The sequence below is a fragment of the Nocardia sp. NPDC051052 genome (assembly GCF_044456045.1).
Lineage (GTDB): Bacteria > Actinomycetota > Actinomycetes > Mycobacteriales > Mycobacteriaceae > Nocardia.
The window spans coordinates 46,775-62,056 of the sequence record NZ_JBITFL010000019.1 but is presented as its reverse complement, the minus strand read 5'-3'; the positions used below and the strand labels follow the sequence as shown (position 1 = coordinate 62,056).

Below are 15,282 nucleotides of genomic sequence, written 5' to 3'. Positions count from 1 at the left end.
CGCCGCAGCCGCACAACTTTTGACATCCGCACGCGTATCCGCGCGGCGAGTTGGTGTGCGGGACATCAGAATCCGTGCGTCTATTGTTGCATCGCGAAAATCGATCGACACGGCTGAGATGCTCGACGTCGTGACTGTCGTGCCCGAATTCTTCGCTACTCGACTCGCCAAGCAGGAGGGCGCGCCAGCCCGGACCTGGCTCGACCGCCTGCCCGACCTCGCCGCGCACTACGCCGGACAGTGGCGCCTCACCTTCGACGGGCCGTCGATGCACGGCTACGGCGCGCTGGTGCTGCCGGTCCGGCGCGCGGACGGCAGTTCGGCCGTGCTCAAGCTGGCCTACCTGACACCCGAAACGAAGGACGAGCCCGTCGCGCTGGCCGCGTGGCAGGGCGACGGCGCGGTCATGCTCTACGAGAGCGACGCCGACCACGGCGCGATGCTGCTGGAACGTCTGGATGCCGGACGCTCGTTGCACACCGAGCCGATCGACGACGCCGTACGGATCACCTGCGAACTGCTACACAGGCTGGCTATTCCGGTGCCGCAAGGCATTTCACGGAATCTGCGGACCGAAGCCGCAGGCTGGGCCGAGGAACTGCCCAGAGAGTGGGCCCGTCTCGGCGCACCGTATCCGCGCAAGATGCTGGACGCGGCCGTCGAGGTGTGCACCCAGCTCGGACCCGTCGCGGACCAGCTGCTGGTGAACGAGGACCTGCACTTCGAGAATGTGCTTGCGGCAGTGCGGGAGCCGTGGCTGGTCATCGATCCGCAGCCGCTGGCGGGCGATCCCGAATTCGCCACCCTCTCGCTGTTGTGGAGTCGGCGAACCGAATCCGCGCTCGACGACCGGTTCGCCGCCGTGGTCGACCTCGCTGGACTGGATGCCGACCTGGCCCGGGCCTGGACGCTAGTGCAGTGCGCACGAAACTGGTTGTGGTTCGCCGAGGACGAAGACTGCGCCGACCCCGGCTACCCGTCCGTCCAGGAGATCGGTCCGTGGGCGTTGCGTTGAATCTCACGACTCCACCTCGCTGGCGCTCGGTTCCGTCGAGAGCTTGGCACGCTGTGTCCTCAGTTCGCTCGCTGACGCTCGCTCACGCATGCGCGGTCTTTCCACCGTCTATGACCAATTGCGCGCCGGTGAGATAAGGGTGCTCGGTGGAGGCGAGGGTGAGCGCGAACGCGGCGATCTCCGCCGCCGTCGCCAGTCGGCCGAGTCCCGGAACATTGCTGCTCGCCCACTGTTTCATCATTACCTGATACACGTCATCGGGGACGTTCTCGAAGCCGCCTGCCCGGCGCACCAACTCGGTGTCGGTGGTGCCGGGGACGAGCGCGTTGACCCGGATGCCGCTCGCCGCGTAGTCGAGCGCCGCGGCCTGCACCAGGCCCACCAGACCACGTTTGCTCGCGGTGTACGCGCCTCTGCCCGCATCGGTGGCGAGCGCGTTACTCGACGAGGTGACCACGATCGTGCCGCCGCCACGTCGAAGCAGGTGCGGCACTTCGTATTTCATCGCGAGGAAGGTCCCGCGCAGGTTGGTGTTCAGCACCCGATCGAATTCGGCGGTGCTGTACTCGTGCAGCTTCTTCTGCACGGTGATACCGGCATTGTTGAACGCGACATCCAGTCCGCCATAGGTTTTCACGGTGGCGTCGACGAAATCGCGCACATCGTCCTCCACCAGGACGTCCGCGCGGATGTATGTCGCCTCCCCGCCCGCCGCGCGGATCTCCCGCTCCACCGCCCGTCCGCGCTCCTCGCGCCGCCCGCAGAACGCCACCCGCCCGCCTTCCGCGGCGAACAGGTGCGCCGCCGCCGCGCCGATGCCCGAGGTCGCGCCGGTGATCAACACCGTCTTGCCCTCGAACCGCCGCACCGCGGCGGGCGTGAACCGCGGCGGGTTGGAATTCGCGCCCAGCGCGACACCTCCGGCGAGACCCGCGGCCGCGCCGACCGCGAGACCGGACGCCGCGGCCATCGTGCCGAGCAGTCGCCTGCGGCTCGGCTTCTCGTGTACGGCCGGGGACGCGGCCCCGGGCCGGGAATCGTGGAGCTCGTCACCGTCGGACACTCGCGCCGAGTCGTTTTCGTTCGTCATGCCAGCAACCCTCGCGCCAACCGAGTGCCGGCGACTCCGCCCGCCGGCCCGAATCTCGGCCGCGAGGAGGAGGGCGCTCCTCCGGCGGGCGGAGCCCGGCCGGGTAGGCGCACGGCATGATGGGGTGGTGAGTTCGGCTGGCGTGACACGAGGCGTGGAATCGTGGCTCGACGTGCGGTTCTTGCCGGTGCGGCTGCTGGTGCTCGCGGTCGCCGCAGTGGGGTGTCTGCTCTTCCTCGCCGATTCGCCGAGCGTGCTCGACTGGACCATCGGGCTGCTTGCCGTGCTGGCGACCGCGGGCGGGGTGCGCTGGCCCTTGGCCACGTCGCTGCTGGTGAGCGGCCTGCTGCTGCTCGGATTCGAGATCGGCGACACGGGTCCGGTGGTGGCCAAGGTCGCCGCCGCGATAGCGCTGGTCGAATTGTCGGCCCGCCGATCCGGCTGGCAGCCGTGGCTGGCCGCGTGCGCGCTGGCCGGTGCCTACCTGCTGCATCCCAGCAGTGATCTCGCCGCGAACGGGTATCGAGCGGTGGTGATGGCGGGTGCACCGGTGCTGATCGGCGTGCTGTTGCGCACGGCGCGCGAGGGTGCCGACCACGCGCTGCGCGAGGCGCACGAGATCGCCCAGCGCCGCGACGCCGAGGTCGCGGCCGCCCGGGCCCTCGAGCGCACCGCTATCGCACGGGAATTGCACGACCTCGTCGCCCACCACGTGTCCTCGACCGTGCTGCGCGTCGGCGTCGCCCGGCATGCCATGCCCGACGCGCCACCCGGTGCGCTCGAAGTTCTCGACGACATCCACGCCAGCGGCAAAGAAACCCTCACCGACCTGCGCAGGCTGGTCGCCATCCTGCGCGATCCCGCGATGACCGGCGACTCGTTCATCGCCCCCGCCGACCTGCCCGCTGCCCTCGCGGCCGTAGTGCACCGCGCGCGGCAGTCCGGCATCACCGTGCACGCCGAAGTGGCCGACGACGTCGTGGACGTCGATGCGGTACTCGCCCTTACGTTGTTGCGACTCACCCAGGAGGGCATCTCGAACATCGCGAAGCACGCCGGATCGGGGGCGACCGCGCGATTGACCATCGCGCTGGCGGCCGGTGACGTTCGATTCACGTTGCGCGACAATGGATCCTCACCGAAGTCGAGAGCTGCCAACGGTGTCACCGCGAACCGGTCCGGCGGCCACGGGCTCGGCCTGATCGGACTGCACGAGCGCGTCGAGCTGCTCGGCGGCGAGTTCACCGCCGCCCGCGTCGGCGCGGAATGGCAACTCGCGGCACGTCTTCCGCTCGGCAGGCCGGTGTCGTCATGACGATCCGCGTCCTCATCGTTGACGATCAGCACCTGGTCCGCGCGGGCCTGCGCATGCTCTGCCAGACCGACGACAGCCTGGAGGTGGTGGGGGAGGCCGCCACCGGCACCGACGCCGTCCGGCTCGCCGGGCAACTGAGCCCCGACGTCGTCCTGATGGATCTGCGCATGCCCGGCATGGACGGAATCCGTGCCACCGCAACGATTCTCGCCGCCAGACCGGCTACCCGGGTGCTCGCGCTGACCACCTTCGACGACGACGATCACCTCTACCCGGCGCTGGCGGCAGGGGCCTGTGGGTTTCTCGTCAAGGACGCCTCGCCCACCGACCTACTCCATGGCATCCACCGTGCCGCCGCCGGTGATCACCCCTTCTCACCCGATGTGCTGCGCCGCGTCGTCGACTCCGCCCTAGCGGCCCGCACCTCCGCGCCCGAGTACGCCGCACCCCAAGGCCTGACCGCCCGCGAAGCGGAGGTGCTCGCGCTCGTCGCCGAGGGCCTCGCCAACGCCGACATCGCCGCGCGCCTGCACCTCGGCATCACCACCGTCAAAACCCACATCACCAACCTGATGGCCAAAACGGGGAGCACCAACCGGGTGCAACTCGCGGTCCTCGGCGTGCGCGTCCGCTGAAATTAGCTGGACAGGGCTGAGAGGCTCGATAGGTGAGCATTGTTCCCGAGTTTTTCGCTGAGCGCCTTGCCAGGAATGAAGGGGAGGAGGCGCGGGCCTTTCTGGACCGGCTGCCCGGGCTGGTCGAGGAATACCTGCGGCGGTGGCAGCTGAGCCTGGACGGTCCGTCGATGCACGGTTACGCCGGGCTGGTGCTGCCCGCCACCAGGGTCGATGGCAGCGCGGTCGTGTTGAAGCTGAGCATTATGACACCGGAGACGCGCGACGAACCGCTCGCGCTCGCCGCCTGGGACGGCCTGGGCGCGGTTCGCTTGCTCGACAGCGACCCCGAGCGCGGCGTCCTGCTGATGGAACGCCTCGACTCGACGAGATCCCTGGTGGACGAGCCGATCGACAAAGCCGTGCAGACCGCCACCGGCCTGCTGCGCCGCCTCGCGATTCCCGCCCCCTCCGGCCTGAGCCGTGACCTCCGGCACGAGGCCGAGCGGTACGCGGCGGAACTCCCGCAGGACTGGGCGCGGCTCGGCGCACCGTTCCCGCGCAAGCTGCTCGACGCGGCGGTCGATGCGTGTAATCAATTGGGCCCCAGTGCGGCCCGGCTGCTGGCCAACGAGGATCTGCACTACGAGAACGTGCTCGGCGGGACACGCGAGCCCTGGCTGGTGATCGATCCGCAGCCCCTCGTCGGCGACCCCGAATTCACCACCCTGTCGCTGATCTGGAACCGCCGGACGGAGTCATCCTTGGACGAACGGTTCGCCGCGATCGTCGACGGCGCCGCCCTCGACGCCGATCGCGCCAGAGCGTGGACACTCGTTCGCGCGCTGCGCAATTGGCTGGACTTCGTGGACGACGACGACCTCGAGGACGACGGCTACTTCGCGGTGCAGGATATCGCGCCGTGGGCGCTGCGCTGAGTCTGCCTGCTATGCGGCGAAATTGGGCACGACGAACCGTTCGACCAGCGCCCGCTCCGTGGCGGGATCGGGTGCGGGCCAAAACAACAGTGACAGCACCACCTGGACGATCCGCTGCCCTGCGGCGGGGTCGGCGGTGGCGATTCCGGTGAGCGCGCGGCAGTCAGTGTGGGTGCTGGGCGGCGTATCTCGCGCGCTCGAGTGCGCGGCGACGCGTGCGTTCCGGGCTTTCCAGATCAGCGGGGAGTCCGTGCTCGGCCAGCCGGTGAGCGCGATTCATCGGCATGAACGCCGCCGTGTAGAACAGCGCGAGGAGCACAGCGAGCAGCACCATCGAACCGCGTAACCACAGCTCGCCCGGGAAGAGCAGGAAGACGACGAACAGCGGGGTGAACGGGATCATCCCGCGCACGATGTGTCGGGTGGTCGCGTGCTTTCCGGCCAGGTCGTTGCGCACCCAGTCGGTCATCGAATCGGGCAGTCGGCGGCCGAACGCGTAGCCGATCCACTGGATTGGGTTGGGCCGCCGTGATTTTCGGGTCATGCGCAATCTCCTGATGGGTGTTGCGAATAGAGCTAGACCGACAGCGACCGCCGTGCGGCCTCATTCACCCGAGTCAGCACCTCGCGGAGCTCCTCGAGATCGGCGAGGGTGACGCCGAGCCGCTCGACCACCGCGGGTGGAATCCGCTCGGCCTGCTTGCGCATCGCGGCACCTGCCTTTGTCAGGTTCACGACCAGGTTCCGTTCGTCGCGGCTGTCCCGTTCGCGCGTGATCAGCCCGGCGCTCTCCAGTCGCTTGAGCAGCGGCGACAATGTCGGCGAGTCCAGCTGGATGGCCTCGGCGATCGCCTTCACCGACATCGGCGCCTCGCCCCACAGTGCGAGCATCACCAGATACTGCGGATGGGTGAGCCCGAGCGGTTCCAGCAGCGGCCGATAGACGCCGAGCACCGCGCGATTGGCCACCGCCAACGCGAAGCACACCTGCCGGTCGAGCTGCAGCGGATCGTCCATCTGTCCTCCTGTCGAACTGCCCACAATGTTAACGCACAAACAGTTAGCGCATGAAGTATATGTGCGACATCACGTCGGAGAAGCGTGGTTCCGGCGCCGGTGATCATTAGTTTGAGACGCATGCAGAACGACGCAGGCCGCATTCACGAGCTCGACGCCGTGCGCGGATTCGCCCTGTGCGGAATTCTGGTGGTCAACATCTGGCAGCTCACCGACATGGCCGAGGTGCGGGCCCCCGGCGAGATGATCCCGCTGCGGCACCTGCTCTCGGTGCTGTTCGAGGGCCGCTTCTTCCCGATCTTCTCGTTCCTGTTCGGGCTGAGCTTCGCGCTGTTCCTGGACAGCGCCGCGCAGCGCACCGATCGCCCCCGCCTCGTGCTGATCCGCCGCCTCGTCGCGCTCGGCGTGCTCGGCCTGATCCACCACCAATTCCAGCCCGGCGAAGCCCTATTGCCCTACGCCCTGGTCGGTTTGGTGATCCTGTTACCCGCCACCAGCCTGCCGCGCCTGGCCATCCTGGTCGCCGGTCTCGCCGCGACCATCGGCGTCGCGGTGACCCTTGGCGGCGGCTTCGGCCTCGTGCCAGGCCTGTTTCTCCTAGGCCTGGCCGCAGCCCGCTACGACATCGCCGACACCCTCGACGAACGCGGCTGGCAGCTCGCTGCCCTCTTCGCGCTTGCCCTTCCCGCCGCGGTACTCACCGCGATGTGGGAATACCACACCCCTTACCTCGACCTCCTGATCAGCACAGCGCCCCCGATAGCAGGCCTACTCGGCGCTCTCACTTACCTGACCGGCCTGCTATTGATCCTGCGCACCGAAACCGGCGCGGTCCTGTCCGAAGTCCTCGAGCCGATGGGCCGAATGGCCCTGACCAACTACCTCGCCGCCACCATCCTGATCCTGCTCGTTGAACCCCACCTGCACCTCGCCGGCTCCGCCAAGTACGGCCAACTCCTAGCCTTAGCTGCGGCCATCATTGTCCTGCAGGCAGTTACCAGCTGGGCCTGGCTGAAGCTGTTCTACTACGGCCCCATGGAATGGATTTGGCGCTGCATCACCTGGTGGGACCTGGTCCCCGCCCGCCGCCTACCGGAGCCCGTTCGATACAGGTGACGGGTTCGGGACGCCCCGGCCTGAGATCGCGGGTAAGCGGCGTGTCAGCCCAGCTTCACCGGCAACGTGAAGGGCCCGCGGTGTCGAAAGCCTGAGCGCCAGGCGATATCTCGTTCGTGCACGGTCAGTGTGGTGGCTGGCCAGCGGGTGAAGACGCGGTCGAGGGCGGTGGCGGTGAGGGTGCGTACCAGGGCGTTGCCTAGGCAGGCGTGCAGGCCGTAGCCGAGGCCGAGTTGTGCGTGGGGGGCGCGGGTGAGGTCCAATTCGTCTGGGCGGTCGAAGATTTCGGGGTCTCGATTGGCCGAGGCGAGGCACAGTAGGACTGTTTGCCCGGTTCGGATGGTTTGCCCGCCGATGCTGAGGTCGGTGGTCGCGAAGCGTGGGCCGGCGAGGACCTGAGGCGAGAGGTAGCGCAGCAATTCGTCCACCGCCGAATGCTTTTCGGTCGAGGTGTGCAGAATCTGCAGCTGGTCGGGACGTCCGAGCAGTGTCAGCACCGACCCGGCAACCAGGTCGACCAGCACCTCGTACCAGACGAAGAGCAGGTAGAACAGGAGTCCGGCGAGCTCGTCCGCGGACGGCGAGCCGGTATCGTCGTGCGCGGCGACCAGCCTGCCGAGCAGCGTGTCGGCGCGGGTAGCCCGCGCCTGCTCCGTTGTCGCGGTGATGATCTCGAGCATCGTGGCCAGGGTGTCTCTGGCGCGTGGGGGAGTGGCCGAGGCAAGCAGCGTCGAAGTGGCCCAGCCGAGCAGACTTTCGCGTTCCGTCTCGCCTAAGCCGAGTAGTTCGCCGAGTACCGCGGCGGGAAGCGGGACGGCCAGTTGCTCGACGAGGTCGACCTCGGTGCCGGAATCCAGCTCTTGGAGAAAGGCATCGATCAATCCGGGAGCCAGTTGCGTCCATTCGGTCAGCCGTCGCGGCGAGAGCTCGCCCGTCACGATTCGGCGCATGCGCGCGTGGTCGGCGGGTTCGGCGAGGACGAGCGTGTCCAGCGGCGGTGGGAGCACGAAACCGCGATAATCCTCGGTGCCTGCCCGTCGAATGTCGACCGGCAGCCGATCGTCCAACAGCCCGGCGCGCACGTCGCGGTACCTGGTCACCAGCCATGCGGGCGGCCCGTCCGGAGTCCGAATCCGATGCACCCCGCCCTCGGCCCGCAACCGCTCGAGCGTCGGCCACGGATCTGCCGCGAATCCGGCACCGAATACGTCCGTCATCCGATCATCATCTCGCATTGCGCGCCAAGACTTCTCGATGGCCCGATCCCGGTTGCGGTTAGCGCTGTCCGCTATCGACGGGCAATCGCGGCGACCCGGGTACGGCGTGCCGGGCGGGCAACTCGGGTCCGGCATCGCAGACTGGACGGTCATGGACCAGTTGGTGCTGATGTTCGTCATCTTGTTTGCCGCGATCTTCGCCGAGCCGCTGGGCAAGCGGCTCGGCGTGGCGTCGGCGGTGTTGATGACGGTGTTCGGGTGTGTGGTGGCGTTGATTCCGTTCGCGCCGCGGATCAACGTGCCGCCCGATTTGATCCTGCCGTTGGTGTTGCCGCCGCTGTTGTACGCGGCGTCGCGGCGGACGTCGTGGCGGCAGTTCGCGGAGAACTGGGGGTTGATCGCCTTGCGCGCGTTCGGCCTGGTCATCGCGACCGCCGCCGCGGTGGCCGCCGTGTTCCATGCCTGGTATCCGGCGTTGCCGATCGCGGCCGCTGTCGCGTTGGGGGCGGTGGTCGCGCCACCGGATCCGGTGGCGGCGACCGCGCTGGCGGGCAGCCTCGGATTGCCGCGCCGACTGGTGGTGGGGCTGGGTGGCGAAGGGCTGTTCAATGACGTCACCGCCATCGTCATCTACGGGGTCGCGGTGCAGGCCGTGGTCACCGGGCGGTTCTCCGCGCCGCACGCCGCCGCGGAATTCGTGATCTCGGCGGTGGTCGCGATCGCCGTCGGGCTGGTGCTCGGCTGGGCGGGCAGCCGGTTGACCAACTATCTCGCGGAGGCGACCTGGCAGGTGGCGCTGAGCCTGCTGTTGCCGTTCGCCGCGTATGGACTCGCCGAGGCGTGGCACGGGTCCGGCGTGCTTGCCGTGCTGGTCTGCGCGTTGTATCTGACCGACGCGGTCACCGAGTTCGCCGACTCGGACTACCGGCTGGTCGGCGCGTCGTTCTGGGACATCATCGAAATGTTGTTGAGCGGCTTCGCTTTCGGCCTCATCGGCCTCGAGCTCGGCGCGGTACTCGACGCGACGGGCCATGATTGGCCGAAGATGCTCGGCGGTGCCTGCGCGGTGGTCGCCACTGTGGTCGGTCTTCGTCTGGTCTGGCTCCTGACCACCTGGGCGATCGGCCGAACCTGGTGGCCCAATGCCGACGAGCCCTATACCTGGCGGGAGACGGTCGTCACCTGGTGGGCCGGTATGCGCGGCGTGGCGACTGTCGCACTGGCACTGGCTATTCCGTTCGTCACCGACGAAGGCAAGGACTTCCCCGGCCGCACCGAGATCCTGTTCACGGCCTTCGTTGTCGTCCTGTTCACCCTGTTGCTGCAAGGACCGACGCTGCCGTTCGTCGTCCGCCGCACCGGCGTGCACGCGGACACCCAGAAGGAGCGCGAACTGGAACGACAGCTGTGGGAGCGGGTGATCAAGGCGGAAATGGCCAGGCTGAAAGAGATTGCCGCCGAACAAGATCTCCCCGACGATGTCTACGAGCGGCTCCGCGACGGCTTCCGACAACGCATGATGCGCGCCGACCCGCAGGCCGCGGACGCGGACGCCAAATCGGAGGCGGCACGGAATGTGAAGCTGGCCAAACGATTACGCGGCATCCGTGAGGACGTCGTGGAGGCAGGCCGCCGCGAGGCTCTCAACGCCCGGCGGGAACCGGGCATGCCGCCGGATCTCGTCGACCGGGTGACCAGGCGGCTCGATCTCGGCAGGCGCTGAACCCGGTGTCACCGAATCGGCCAGGCGGGCAACAAGATCAGCTCGCGGCCACGCCGGTATTGCGGATCGCCTCGAGCACCTCGTTGTAGGTGAGGTCGGAGTTCACGGTGGCGGACTCCGAAGGCACGTCGATGTCGACGTAATCGACGCCGTTGACGCCGCGCAGGGTGGACTCGATGGCGGAGGCGGACTCGTGGGTGACGTTGGGCAAGGTGAAGGTGTACGAACTCATGACCTTCGAATAGACCGTATCGACCGGCGTAAACGCCGGCGAACAGTTGAGTTCGATTCCCTACGTTTGGTCGCCGAGTCCCCGGGAATAGCCGGGGTGTCATACAACTCGACACAACAGGATTGTCATGATCATCATCATCGGGCTCGTCGTCTTGATCGCAGCAGTGATCGTCGGAGTCGCCGCGGTGGTGGCGAACAACGGCGAAGCCAACTTCCTACCAAGTGATTTCGCCGTCTTCGACTACCACTTCCACGGCTCCAGCGGTTTGCTGTTCGGCTACGGCATCGTTCTCGGCGCCATCGGCATGGTGGGCCTAGCTCTCCTGCTGACCGGTGTCTGGCGTGTATCCCGCCGCAACATGGCGGCACGTCGCGAGCTCAGACAATCCCGCCGCGAAATGGCGGCGGTCCGGCGCGACCTAGCGGACGGCACACCGCCGGTCCGCAAGGAGCCCGTACCGCAGCCGCACCGCGAACCCGTCTGGAGTCGGTTCGTGCGCCGTCCGGCCACGACTCCCGCCGGTGACACACCGCGCGCCGCAAGCACGCCCCGCGTGCAGGCGCCGGCGTCGAAATAATCATCGAGAAAAGGAAATACGACCATGATTATTCTCGGACTTGTCCTCCTCATCGCGGGGTGGCTGCTCGGAATCGGATTGCTCACCACCGCAGGCATCATCATCCTCGTCATCGGCCTCGTGCTGATGGTCGCCGGATCGGTGGGCCGTCCGGTCGGTGGTCGGCGCTGGTATTACTAGGGACCGATCATGAGTAAGTTCGAAGACAGAATCGCGCACCAGGTGCAAGCCGCCAGGGGCAATGCGAAGAAATACCTCGGCCGGGCGGTGGGCAACCGCCGCCTGGAATCCGAGGGACGTCGAGAACAAGCCAGCGGCAACATGAAACGCGCCGCGGATAAACTACGGGACGCGTTCAAGCGCTGACCTGAGGGCCGGTGTCGGCCGAGGGGCAATTCAAGCCCCTCGGCCGACACCGGCCATGTCGCTGTCAACGCGCCTGCTCACCGTCACCGGCCTCAGCCGCGGAACGCCGCGATCAACGTATTCGTCAGGGTGTCAAGGTAATCGGGCCTGGTCGGCTCGCCGCCAACCAGCTGCCGCCAGAACAGCGGGGCGATGCACAGGTCGAGGGCGAGCTCGAGATCGAGGTCCGCCGGAAGTTCGCCCCGATCGATCCCGCGTCGCAGCAGCTGCCCGACCTTCCCGCGACGGCTTTGCCCGACGGCCTGCAGCGCGTCGGCGACGGCGGGTGTGCGGATGCCCTCGGCCAGCAGGTCGGGGATGATCCGCGCGGCCAGCGGATGGCTGAAGCCGCCCGCGGTCACCTCGAGAAATGCCCGCAGATCACCGTGCAGTGACCCGGTATCGGGCACCTCGGCGGCCGCGACCGCGACCTGCTCGACGAGCGCGAGCACCATCTGCTCCTTGGTTGCCCACCGCCGATACAGCGTCGGCTTGCTGACGCCCGCGCGCCGCGCGATCCCCTCCATCGTCAGCTTGCCGTAGCCGACCTCGGCCAATTCGGTGAAGGCCGCGCCGGTGATCGCGGCGGTCACCTGCGGCTGCCGCACCGCGGCCCCGGCGGGGACGCGCTTGCGGTCGGGGAGTGCCTCTGTCATGCCAGCAGTCTACCAACGTCGATACGGTTGCGTTTCGTCGTCAATCGTCGTACCGTTCTCCTAGTACGACGAAACGCAAACGTATCGACGTTAAAGGCGAGGTAGAGATGAAATTCCTGTTCGACGACGAGTCCTTCGACTTCGAGACGCTGCGCGCGGCGGGCTTCGCCTGCTACGGCGGCGCCGAGCTCGGCGAGGTGCTGACCACCGCGCGCCGGATTACCGACGGCGACGAGGCGGCCTGGCTGCGCGAGTGGCGAGCCACCGCCGAGCGGGTGCACGCGATCGGCGACGACTGCCTCGCGAAGGGGCGCAAGGTCAGCGCGCGCGAGGCCCTGCTGCGCGCCTCGAACTACTACCGCACCGCCGAGTTCTACCGCCGCGACAACCCGGCCGAGGACGCCGAGGCCCGTGAGCTGTCCCAGCGCTCGCGCGAAACATTCACTCAGGCAGCGCAATTGCTCGACACCCCGGTGCGGCCGGTGTCGATTCCCTTCCAGGACACCGCCCTTCCCGGCTACCTCTACCTCGTCGACGACTCCGGCGCACCGCGCCCGACGGTGATCTTCAACAGCGGCTTCGACTCCACCCTGGAGGAATCCTGGTTCGTCCTGGCCGCCGCCGCGGTCCAGCGCGGCTATCAGGTGCTCGCCTTCGACGGCCCCGGGCAGGGCGCGGTGATCCGGGAGCAGGGACTGCCCTTCCGACACGACTGGGAGGCCGTCATCACCCCGGTGGTCGACTACGCGTTGAGCCTGCCGGAGGTGGATCCGGCGCGAATCGCGTTGTACGGCTACAGTTTCGGCGGCTACCTGGTCGCTCGCGCCGCCGCCTTCGAGCACCGGCTGGCCGCGCTGGTGCTCAATGACGGTCTCTTCGACTACCACGCCACCAACGTCAAGGCGATGCCCGAATTCCTCGCCGAGTGGGTCGAATCCGGACGCGATGCCGAGGCCCTCCCGGTCACCGCACTGCTCATGGCATACAACACCACCGTTCGGTGGGCACTGCGCAACGGCACCTGGACCTTCGGCGCCGCCTCGCCCGCCGATTATGTCCGCAAGACCGAGCCGTACACCTTGGCCGGGATCGCCGACCAGATCGACTGCCCGACACTGGTTCTCGACGCCGAGAACGATCTGTTCTTCCGTGGTGAGGCGCAGCGTGTCTACGACGCGCTCACCTGCCCGAAGGAGCTGATCGTCGGCACCGGGGCCGAGGGGGCGGGCGAACACTGCCACATGGGCGCGGCGCTGCTGACCAACCAGCGGGTATTCGATTGGCTCGATGCGATTTTCGAAGCGCTGCCGGTTGGGTGACATCGGTGCTGCCGGGCTCTGATGGGCCGGAAACCCTTCCAGCGCATCAGAGCCCGGCGACGTCCGCGAGTTGCCCGATGCCGTAGGTGACCGCCATGGCCAGCGCTCCGCCGATCACCACGCGCAGCACCGCCCGGCTGCGCGCGCTGCCGCCGAGGCGGGCACTCACCGAACCGGTAACCGCCAACGCGACAAGCACCGCGGCGAAGGTGATCGGAATTCGCACCGAAACCGGCGGCAGCAGGATGGCGAGCAGCGGCAGCAGCGCGCCCAGTGTGAACGACACCGCCGAGGAGAACGCCGCCTGCCACGGATTGGTCAGTTCGTTGGGGTTGAGCCCCAGTTCGGCCTCGGCGTGCGCGGTGAACGCGTCGTGCGCGGTGAGCTCCTCCGCGACCTTGCGTGCCGTGTCCGCGGACAGCCCCTTGGCCTCGTAGATGCCCGCCAGCTCGGCCAGCTCGAATTCCGGTTCGTCGAGCAGTTCGCGCTGTTCCTTCGCGAGCAGTGCCCGCTCGGAATCACGCTGGGTGCTCACCGACACATACTCGCCGACCGCCATCGAGATCGCGCCCGCCGACAGCCCCGCGATGCCCGCGGTGAAGATGGCACCGGTGCTGGTCGTCGCCGCCGCGACGCCGACGACAAGCCCGGCCGTGGACACGATGCCGTCGTTCGCGCCCAGTACCCCCGCACGCAACCAGTTCAACTTGGACGCCAACCCCTCGGTATGGGGCTCATGCGGATGCGCGCCTGCGGGTTGGCCGGTCGTTTCGTCCATGAGGCGAAAGACTAAGCGACGTTCGGCCCGTGAGCCGTCAGCCGCTCAACATCCCGGGGACAGGAATGCTCGCAGGTACCCCGCCGACTGCCTGATGTACATCCATGCCCAGAAGCGCAGGCCCGAATCGCTCGGGCTCGCCACCATGGTCAGTTCGCCGTCGAAGCATTTCGACACGATGTAGCGCGCCCGCGATACGTGCGGGGTGTAGGTCACCACGATGATGTGCCGCCAGCCGGATTGCTGGGCCCGCCGCCGGATTTCGTGCGCCTCGCCCTCGGTGGTCCACGGATCGGGTACGAAACAGCTGACGGTGAAGTCGAATCGGCCCGCGCAGTACTTGTCCATCTCATGGTCGTCGAGGCCGGTGGACCGCGAAATCAGCAGCGTCGGAGCGTACCCCTGCTGGGCCAGCTCGAGCCCGACGTCGAAGCGTTCGTAGGCGGTGCCGCCGAGCACCACGATGGCATCGGCCTTGCGCAACGGATCGGTCTGCGGATAGACGTACACCGGCAGACCCGCGAGCCCGATCAGCGAGACCAGCGCGAGCAGGGCTCCGAAGAAGATGCCAGCTCGTCGCAGCCCGATCACCAGCCCGACGATACCGAAATCCCGGCGGCGGCCGATGGCACGCAGGCGGGAAGGCATGCGGCCGCTGCGGCCATGGATGCCGATTTCGGCCAGGGGGAATACTGGGTGCCAACCGGCGCGTTCCATTCCACGGAATGGATATTTTCGACATAAGCCGCTCGACAGTCGGGCTTAGCTGGTTGAGAGGCATGACACGGAATGGAGTATCTGGTGGCGGAAGCGCGCTTGGTCGAGCTGTTCGACCAGCTGGTGCGGGTGGAGATCCTGCTGTGGAACGCCGTTGAGCGGCGGCTGCGCGACGACCATTCGATGCCGCTGCCGTGGTTCGAGATGATGCGGGTCGCCGAACGGCTCGGCGGGGCGCGGGTGCGGGATATCGCCGACGCGATGACGATTACCGAGGGCGGTGCCAGCAAGGTCGTCGATCGGGTGCAGGCCGCGGGTTACGCGGAACGGCAGCGCGATCCCGCCGACGGGCGTTCATCGCGAATCACGTTGACGCCCAGTGGCGCACGCAAGCTTCGTGCCGCCACGGCAACCGTCGAAACCGAACTCGCTGAGCGGATCGGCGCGGTGCTCGGCACCGATTCCGTGGACCGGCTCGACGCCACCCTGCGGCTGCTCCGCACCGCCAACCTGTCCGCCGCGCCGACGGCGGAGCTCGAGAAGGAGTAAT

19 protein-coding genes are annotated in these 15,282 nt (G+C 67.8%); 11 read left to right on the top strand and 8 right to left on the bottom strand.

Translation table 11 applies throughout. The features are described from left to right. Positions 1 to 130: 130 nt before the first annotated feature. On the top strand, positions 131 to 1,015 hold the full coding sequence (locus tag ACIBCN_RS40665) for an aminoglycoside phosphotransferase family protein (protein WP_396997702.1): 885 nt from the start codon (positions 131 to 133) through the stop codon (positions 1,013 to 1,015). An 82-nt stretch (positions 1,016 to 1,097) separates the two neighbouring features. Here ACIBCN_RS40665 and ACIBCN_RS40660 read toward each other — a convergent pair whose 3' ends face one another. Further along, positions 1,098 to 2,105: an SDR family NAD(P)-dependent oxidoreductase gene (locus tag ACIBCN_RS40660; RefSeq protein ID WP_396997701.1), complete on the bottom strand. Its 1,008-nt coding sequence runs from the start codon at positions 2,103 to 2,105 to the stop codon at positions 1,098 to 1,100. Positions 2,106 to 2,232: 127 nt separating this feature from the next. On the opposite strand from ACIBCN_RS40660, the gene ACIBCN_RS40655 reads away from it, so the two are divergent. Genes ACIBCN_RS40655 through ACIBCN_RS40645 form a run of 3 tightly spaced genes read left to right on the top strand, consistent with a single transcriptional unit; the run spans position 2,233 to position 4,972 of the window. Continuing rightward, positions 2,233 to 3,420, top strand: coding sequence for a sensor histidine kinase (locus ACIBCN_RS40655; RefSeq protein ID WP_396997699.1), 1,188 nt, complete (start codon positions 2,233 to 2,235; stop codon positions 3,418 to 3,420). Beyond that, a complete protein-coding gene (locus tag ACIBCN_RS40650) occupies positions 3,417 to 4,055 on the top strand; it encodes a response regulator (RefSeq protein WP_396997698.1) in 639 nt (212 codons plus the stop codon). The genes ACIBCN_RS40655 and ACIBCN_RS40650 overlap by 4 nt, the downstream gene beginning before the upstream one ends. Before the next feature lie 32 nt (positions 4,056 to 4,087). Further along, positions 4,088 to 4,972: an aminoglycoside phosphotransferase family protein gene (locus ACIBCN_RS40645; RefSeq protein WP_396997697.1), complete on the top strand. Its 885-nt coding sequence runs from the start codon at positions 4,088 to 4,090 to the stop codon at positions 4,970 to 4,972. A 163-nt stretch (positions 4,973 to 5,135) separates the two neighbouring features. Here ACIBCN_RS40645 and ACIBCN_RS40640 read toward each other — a convergent pair whose 3' ends face one another. Then, positions 5,136 to 5,516, bottom strand: coding sequence for a DUF5313 family protein (locus ACIBCN_RS40640; RefSeq protein WP_396997695.1), 381 nt, complete (start codon positions 5,514 to 5,516; stop codon positions 5,136 to 5,138). Between the two features lie 32 nt (positions 5,517 to 5,548). Next, entirely contained in the window at positions 5,549 to 5,989 is a 441-nt protein-coding gene (locus tag ACIBCN_RS40635) for a MarR family winged helix-turn-helix transcriptional regulator (RefSeq protein ID WP_396997694.1), read from the bottom strand. Between the two features lie 120 nt (positions 5,990 to 6,109). Between ACIBCN_RS40635 and ACIBCN_RS40630 the strand changes: the two genes are divergently transcribed. Continuing rightward, positions 6,110 to 7,105 carry a DUF418 domain-containing protein gene (locus tag ACIBCN_RS40630; protein WP_396997692.1) on the top strand — a complete coding sequence of 332 codons (996 nt, stop codon included), beginning with the start codon at positions 6,110 to 6,112 and terminating at the stop codon, positions 7,103 to 7,105. Positions 7,106 to 7,149: 44 nt separating this feature from the next. On the opposite strand, the gene ACIBCN_RS40625 is transcribed toward ACIBCN_RS40630, so the two are convergent. Next, the gene (locus ACIBCN_RS40625; RefSeq protein WP_396997691.1) at positions 7,150 to 8,322 is read right to left on the bottom strand and encodes a cytochrome P450; all 1,173 of its coding nucleotides are present in this window, start codon (positions 8,320 to 8,322) and stop codon (positions 7,150 to 7,152) included. A 151-nt stretch (positions 8,323 to 8,473) separates the two neighbouring features. On the opposite strand from ACIBCN_RS40625, the gene ACIBCN_RS40620 reads away from it, so the two are divergent. Beyond that, entirely contained in the window at positions 8,474 to 10,045 is a 1,572-nt protein-coding gene (locus tag ACIBCN_RS40620) for a Na+/H+ antiporter (protein ID WP_396997690.1), read from the top strand. Between the two features lie 37 nt (positions 10,046 to 10,082). Here the strand turns inward: ACIBCN_RS40620 and ACIBCN_RS40615 are convergent, their stop codons facing one another. Next, positions 10,083 to 10,277 (bottom strand): heavy-metal-associated domain-containing protein, encoded by a 195-nt coding sequence (locus tag ACIBCN_RS40615; RefSeq protein WP_396997689.1) that lies wholly within the window; start codon positions 10,275 to 10,277, stop codon positions 10,083 to 10,085. A gap of 127 nt (positions 10,278 to 10,404) precedes the next feature. On the opposite strand from ACIBCN_RS40615, the gene ACIBCN_RS40610 reads away from it, so the two are divergent. The 3 genes from ACIBCN_RS40610 to ACIBCN_RS40600 are packed head-to-tail and all read left to right on the top strand — an operon-like array spanning position 10,405 to position 11,223. Then, entirely contained in the window at positions 10,405 to 10,857 is a 453-nt protein-coding gene (locus ACIBCN_RS40610; RefSeq protein ID WP_396997688.1) for a hypothetical protein, read from the top strand. 24 nt (positions 10,858 to 10,881) lie between these two features. Then, entirely contained in the window at positions 10,882 to 11,037 is a 156-nt protein-coding gene (locus tag ACIBCN_RS40605) for a hypothetical protein (RefSeq protein ID WP_396997687.1), read from the top strand. 9 nt (positions 11,038 to 11,046) lie between these two features. Then, entirely contained in the window at positions 11,047 to 11,223 is a 177-nt protein-coding gene (locus ACIBCN_RS40600; RefSeq protein ID WP_396997685.1) for a CsbD family protein, read from the top strand. A 92-nt stretch (positions 11,224 to 11,315) separates the two neighbouring features. On the opposite strand, the gene ACIBCN_RS40595 is transcribed toward ACIBCN_RS40600, so the two are convergent. After that, positions 11,316 to 11,918, bottom strand: coding sequence for a TetR/AcrR family transcriptional regulator (locus ACIBCN_RS40595; RefSeq protein WP_396997684.1), 603 nt, complete (start codon positions 11,916 to 11,918; stop codon positions 11,316 to 11,318). Positions 11,919 to 12,025: 107 nt separating this feature from the next. On the opposite strand from ACIBCN_RS40595, the gene ACIBCN_RS40590 reads away from it, so the two are divergent. Continuing rightward, the gene (locus ACIBCN_RS40590) at positions 12,026 to 13,237 is read left to right on the top strand and encodes an alpha/beta hydrolase family protein (RefSeq protein WP_396997683.1); all 1,212 of its coding nucleotides are present in this window, start codon (positions 12,026 to 12,028) and stop codon (positions 13,235 to 13,237) included. Between the two features lie 46 nt (positions 13,238 to 13,283). On the opposite strand, the gene ACIBCN_RS40585 is transcribed toward ACIBCN_RS40590, so the two are convergent. Next, positions 13,284 to 14,015 carry a VIT family protein gene (locus ACIBCN_RS40585; protein WP_396997682.1) on the bottom strand — a complete coding sequence of 244 codons (732 nt, stop codon included), beginning with the start codon at positions 14,013 to 14,015 and terminating at the stop codon, positions 13,284 to 13,286. 45 nt (positions 14,016 to 14,060) lie between these two features. Next, entirely contained in the window at positions 14,061 to 14,606 is a 546-nt protein-coding gene (locus ACIBCN_RS40580) for a YdcF family protein (protein ID WP_396997825.1), read from the bottom strand. A gap of 210 nt (positions 14,607 to 14,816) precedes the next feature. Here ACIBCN_RS40580 and ACIBCN_RS40575 point away from each other — a divergent pair, with 210 nt between their 5' ends. Beyond that, complete coding sequence (locus ACIBCN_RS40575) at positions 14,817 to 15,281, top strand: MarR family winged helix-turn-helix transcriptional regulator (protein ID WP_396997681.1); 465 nt, start codon at positions 14,817 to 14,819, stop codon at positions 15,279 to 15,281. Position 15,282 lies beyond the last annotated feature (1 nt).